At 68.1% G+C, this 439-nt stretch carries 1 protein-coding gene; it reads left to right on the plus strand.

Features of this window, described 5'->3' with window-relative positions; all coding sequences use genetic code 11:
* Nucleotides 1-201: 201 nt before the first annotated feature.
* Nucleotides 202-439, plus strand: a 238-nt coding sequence (locus ACYQ2W_RS26635) for a helix-turn-helix transcriptional regulator (protein ID WP_459874157.1), incomplete at its 3' end; no start/stop codon positions are given.

Below are 439 nucleotides of genomic sequence, written 5' to 3' on the forward strand. Positions count from 1 at the left end.
TTCGAAGGGAAAAACCACCCGGATGAACTTCTGGTCGGTGCCGGTGGAGGTGCTGGAGGAACCCGAGGAGCTGCGTCGCTGGGTCGGCTTGGCGCTGGAGGCGGCGCTGCGGACGAGGAAGTAGGCGCCGCGCGTCGCGCCGACCGCCTGTTTCTCATCACCCGGGCGCTGCGCAGCGACCGCTGGCTGACCGCGGGCGCCTTGGCCGAGCGGCTGGATGTCTCCAAACGCACCATCTATCGCGACATCCAGGACCTCACCCTCTCCGGGGTCCCGGTGATCGCCGAGGCGGGACTGGGCTACCGGCTGGTGGAGGGGTTCCGGCTGCCGCCGCTGATGTTCGATGAGGAGGAGCTTGGAGCGGGCGGGCGATTGCTGTGGGCAAGCGAGGGAGTATATCGGAGGAGTTTCCGCCAATGGGCAGGGCTAGCCCTGCCCT

The sequence above is a fragment of the Endothiovibrio diazotrophicus genome (genome assembly GCF_054657215.1).